The organism is Novosphingobium sp. ZW T3_23 (assembly GCF_044987305.1).
Taxonomy (GTDB): domain Bacteria; phylum Pseudomonadota; class Alphaproteobacteria; order Sphingomonadales; family Sphingomonadaceae; genus Novosphingobium.
In genome coordinates this window covers 1-4,885 of the sequence record NZ_JBJDRF010000110.1, presented here as the reverse complement: position 1 = coordinate 4,885, position 4,885 = coordinate 1, and the positions used below count along the sequence as shown (strand labels likewise).

Sequence of the window (4,885 nt, the reverse complement as noted above, 5' to 3'; positions counted from 1 at the left end):
CTCAGGATGGATCGCCTGCGCCTGAGAGGTCCAAACGGTGCAAAAGACGAGTTCCTCCTCGCCGCCACCGCCCAAAACCTTCGCAAGATGGCCAAGCTGATCCCCATGCCAGCCCCAGGCCCCGCATCCGAATAGAAGCTGCCTTTCCCGTTAGCGTGGGCGAATGACGGCAAAGTCCCACGACACGTCGTTCAGGTTCGCGCGTAATTGGGTGAACCTATGGCACCTATTAGCGAGCCGAAATGAGGCGCTCAAGGTCCGCTTCGTCGGCGGGGCAGGGCGGTAGTGGAGGGTCCCGAGCAGATTATGCCACACCCAAGAGTAGGCAGCGCACGACAGCTTCTATCTGAAATCGTCATTCGCGTTTTTGAGGCGGCATGAATGGTGAAAGAGTTAGGTTCAGGCGCGACAAGCGCCCGCTGGCATGAGCGTGGCTTGTAAACGACCTCTACGACCCCGGCTAATTGACCTCAACGACCGGTGAGGACAAAAAAATGTTGAATTTAATCGAGATTATTTCATCGTGGATCGGCACTTTGAAGCTTACAAACCCGTAGGAGTGGGATGCATTGCTACGGCCGGGCCATCACTTCCGGGTCGAGAAGGATATGCCGCAGAATGAAGAGACATTCGTTTGTAGTTCTGGCAGCGGTTCTGGCCGCAGCATGCAACGTCGCGGACAACAATGCCGCGGCTCAGGCATCGCAAGGCGTGGATCGGCCCGCTCCTGCACCCGCCGTTAAAGAGGAGCGCGCGCGCAAGCCTTCCAGGTCGGCGGGGTACGACTGGAGCTTCAGAATCGATGAGGAAGTCAGAAGCCGCCCGGCAATCCTTGCGTATGAACGGAGCAATACCGACGATCAGCGTCTCAACTTCACATGTGAAGAGGGTGGCGCACGGGTTTTTGCCGGCATTGCGGGTGGGCCGGCAAACTTACGCGGGATGACACTGGTTTCGGGTGATCAGAAACTGCAACTTGGCGGCAAGACAGAACAGACCGAAATTCCCGAAATGCCTTCGTTCACCTCTGACGAGATCCCCGGCGACAGCCTTTTCCTGAAGGCTTTCGCAGCTAATGGTTGGGTGATCGTTACGATCGGAGATGCCCCTGTCGACATGGTTGGCAGTTCATCTGGGACAAAAGCGATCTCGGACTTCGTCGCGCATTGTAATGCGGGTTGACAGAAAACTCGGGGCAGATTGGCCCAGCGGCTTCGGCCCGGCGCCGGAAGTGCGTAAGGAGCGTGCCATCATCATGAAAACAGCCGTGGCTGCCGTGACAGCCGTCATTTTCATGGCGTCTTCTGCCCAAGCGGCGACTACCGACGAAGGCTTGTTTGAAGTGAAGGATGTCGAGCGCGATACGGTGCCGGCAGGAACCCCGGCCGCATTCGAGGCCGCATTCGCGCAGAATACCCACGGCGGACCGGGCAGATGGTATGAGGTCGTTTGCGTGATCGATGGAGATAGCGTCACATTCGTACCGCTGACTCTGGTGCCATTGCCAGACGGCATGACGGCACTCGTCAGCACGGGAGCGAGCGACTGCAGCGCCCAGGCCTGTACAGGCCGCAACTCCGTGCATTATCTGGAACGCCACGCCGGGAGTTACAAAGTCGCTGGGGCATGGCTGAACGTCGGCGCGAGAGGGACGATGGGCAATCCCGCACAGCGATGGGGGTGGACCGATGCGATCGGCGCTGGGCCTGTACTCTATACCGAAGGCGGGGGCGTATGGCAGGGCTATGCTTGCTCCTTCGCGACGCTGACCCATCTCACACCCGGAGGGCCGGTCGAGATTGCAACCTTCCCGGTACACTACTCCAACTCCGGCGCGTCGGCGGATGGGCAGAAGTTGGTCGAGGTCGATGGGCGCATCATTTCGGCGCAAAAAGATAAGTCTTTCACGGTCCACTATACCGGTTCGAAGGCTTTCAGTGAACGCTATGTGGTCGGCAGTGATGGCCGCTACGCCGTGGAAGGTGTGACGCACTTTCCCAAGTGCTGATGGACAAGTGGTTTGACTAGGACTTCCCACATTATGCGGCTCGATATCCCACGGAAAGCGTCACTTAACGCGGGCTCAAAGTCCCGATTCCTGCTTGGCTCGCTCGATTATGGCGACGCGCTGCGCACGGTGCCCGGCGAACGCATGGATCAGTAGCGAATGTATCGATCATTCCGCCCCCGATACCGTCATGCCTTTGTGGTTACGCTGTCCTTGTGCCTGTCTATTCCGCATGCGGGCGCAACTGTTGATCGGCGCTCCGAGATACGCAGCCAAATGCTCGCTGCGCCCGGGATGCGCGAAACCTTATTGGAAGCCTACAAAGCTCAGGCGGTGTTGAGCATGCGGCTACAGCGCCTCGTCACAATCGGCCAGATGTGTCGATTACTCGATGACGGTCATGCAGGTACGATCCGGGCCGCGGCGACAAGCGATCTTGAAGAAGCTGCTTTCCTGGTGGCGGACGAGGACAAGGCTATGGCGAATGCCTACCTCATGGGCGTGGAAGCCGGTGCGACCCGCTCCGCCGACGTCTTGGAAGCTATAGACGAAGTATCGTGCAAACGGTTTGCGCAGCCGGGCGGAGCGCTCACGAAGATCATGACCTGGACCGGCGAGCCACAGTATACCGCAGCAGGCACACGTGCCAGTCCGCGAACGATACCGTGACTGGGGCAGGGCACAATTGATGCGCCGATGTGGGCCTGAGAATGAATACCTGCGCCGATTTACCGGCTCGTTAGTGACATGTTGATGATTCCGATTTCCCGGCTGACGATCGCCATAAGCTTAGGCCCATCTTTGTCGGTTGCCGCTTTGGGGCAGGTCACGCAAAGCTGGGTGATAGCTGGCGCCGGGGACAAGCCAAACCGCGACCCCGTTCGTTGTCGATCAACGCTACATCAGCGAGAAATCTGATTTGGTCGGGTTTGGGCAAAGAGCCACCCCCCGAGTAGCAAACGGCCTATCTTAAGGAAATCCGACGCAAGAAGAAGCCCCCGCCCCGGACGGCCTTCCCGCAGATCCAGCGCCAGCAGACCACAGAGGGGTTTTGGCATAATCAGCCGGTCGGTAGCGACACTGCGAATGACGGATCTGTCCCACGACAAGTCGTTCAGGTTCATCCGAACCTTGGTGAACGTAGGGCAGCAATCAGGAAACTGAAACGACGTGCTTAAGGGCAGCTTAGTCGGCGAAGGCTGAGCTAGGGCAGGCGGCGGCCAGCAGGCCGCGACCTAATCCTCGCCGTTCCGAGTTGGCTTCCTGATTGTCGGCCTCGCGGCTTTCGGAGTGGATCCGTCGTGGACTGGCTCCCGTTTTACAGAATCAGTTATTCCGGCGTAGCTAATCGTTCCCGCTGCCCTCCCCGTTATGTGGATGTGCGATAAGCTCGGATATCAAACAGGAAGCGATTGGCAGTCGCTGAGGCTCGTTCGGCCTCTTCTGCCGGGATATCGATTCCGTGCGCGGCCTTGTTGAGACTGTTGACGATGCCGATGAAATCTTTCGTGGAGGGCAGATCGCGCACCCCTTCGTTTAGACGCACCATTTCGCTTAATACTAGTGGGCGGCCGCTTTCGACGCCGTCGCCCTCGATCAGAGCGCGCAGTTCGCGCTCTATATCGATGCGGAGCTTGACGAGCGTCATCATTGGAAATTCGCGGGCCAGGTCTTCGGCGGTTGGCAGCGCAGCCTGAAGGGGGGCAGGGAGGGCCGCCGACAGCTTGTAATCCGCAACTCCCATCGGTTTAATGGAATCCCGCAATGCATATTCCACTACGACGGCGTTCTTGCCTTGGCACAGAATGATACCAATTGTCGGTGCGTCGTCGTCGTGCCGCAGAAGGTCATCTACTGCCGAGAGGTAGAAGTTCATTTTGCCTGCAAACTCAGGCTTGAACTCTTCAATTTTCAGCTCGACCACCACGAAGCATCGCAGCTGCAAATGGTAGAAGAGGAGATCAAGGTAATAATCTTGTTCTGCAACCTCGAGATGGTATTGGCTCCCTACGAATGCGAAGCCTTTGCCGAGTTCGAGAAAGAGCGACCGCAGGTGATCGAGCAGGCTGCGCTCCAGTTCTCGCTCGGAGATGTCCGCGCCAAGACCTAGGAATTCAAAACTGTAGGGATCCTTCATGAGCGCCTGTGCCAGATCCGACTGTGGAGCTGGTAGCGTTCTTGCAAAGTTGGTGATGGCCTTGCCCTGCCGAGCGAAAAGATCGCTGCGGATCTGGTGGGTGAGGACGTTTCGGCTCCAGCCGTTTTCCCGCGCTTGCTTGGCATACCAGATACGCTGATCGGATACCTTGATAGCCTCCATGAGCGTGATCGCATGGCCCCATGGCAATTGTGCAATGACCTGTTGCACGATTTCGCGATCAGGGAACGCCTCGGCCAATGCGCGCATATATTTAAGGTTGCGAGGCGAGAAGCCGGTCATTTCCGGAAAGTCGCGTTTCAGGTCCACCGACAGACGATCGACGATCTTTGCGCCCCAACCGGAAACTCCCTGGCGCTCGAGGATATCTCGGCCGATCCCCCAATAGAGCAAGATCAGCTCCTCGTTGACAGCAACCGCTGCCCGCAGCCGTGCGGTGCGGATCCGAAGCTTCAGGGTGTCGAGAAGCTGGGCGTATTCGGTCGAATCGGCAGGTAATGAAACGAAGCTCATGCTCTCCTACCTAGCAGGAGACTGCCCCCAAGCCATGCCTCTGGATCGAAATTCGTCATACTCGGCCGAGTTTGGAATTGGCTGCGGATTCCGTATGTGGACGGCCCCCTACCTGCAAGAACATTTCGGCAGTATTGATCTGATCGCTTGCATTCGTATGTCCGGCCTGTTGATGCGCTCGCACATGAACGCTGGCCAAGATGGTT

The 4,885-nt window shown here is 57.9% G+C and carries 4 protein-coding genes; 3 read left to right on the top strand and 1 reads right to left on the bottom strand.

Annotated elements, in window-relative coordinates; genetic code table 11:
* Positions 1–618 precede the first annotated feature (618 nt).
* The 3 genes from ACI3K3_RS25375 to ACI3K3_RS25365 all read left to right on the top strand — a co-directional run bounded on the left by ACI3K3_RS25375 (position 619) and on the right by ACI3K3_RS25365 (position 2,677).
* Positions 619–1,182, top strand: coding sequence for a hypothetical protein (locus ACI3K3_RS25375; RefSeq protein ID WP_404918845.1), 564 nt, complete (start codon positions 619–621; stop codon positions 1,180–1,182).
* 73 nt (positions 1,183–1,255) lie between these two features.
* A complete protein-coding gene (locus ACI3K3_RS25370) occupies positions 1,256–2,008 on the top strand; it encodes a hypothetical protein (protein WP_404918843.1) in 753 nt (250 codons plus the stop codon).
* Between the two features lie 159 nt (positions 2,009–2,167).
* Positions 2,168–2,677, top strand: a complete 510-nt coding sequence (locus ACI3K3_RS25365) for a hypothetical protein (protein ID WP_404918841.1) — start codon at positions 2,168–2,170, stop codon at positions 2,675–2,677.
* Between the two features lie 700 nt (positions 2,678–3,377).
* Here the strand turns inward: ACI3K3_RS25365 and ACI3K3_RS25360 are convergent.
* Positions 3,378–4,679 (bottom strand): YhcG family protein, encoded by a 1,302-nt coding sequence (locus ACI3K3_RS25360; RefSeq protein ID WP_404918839.1) that lies wholly within the window; start codon positions 4,677–4,679, stop codon positions 3,378–3,380.
* Between the last annotated feature and the right edge of the window lie 206 nt (positions 4,680–4,885).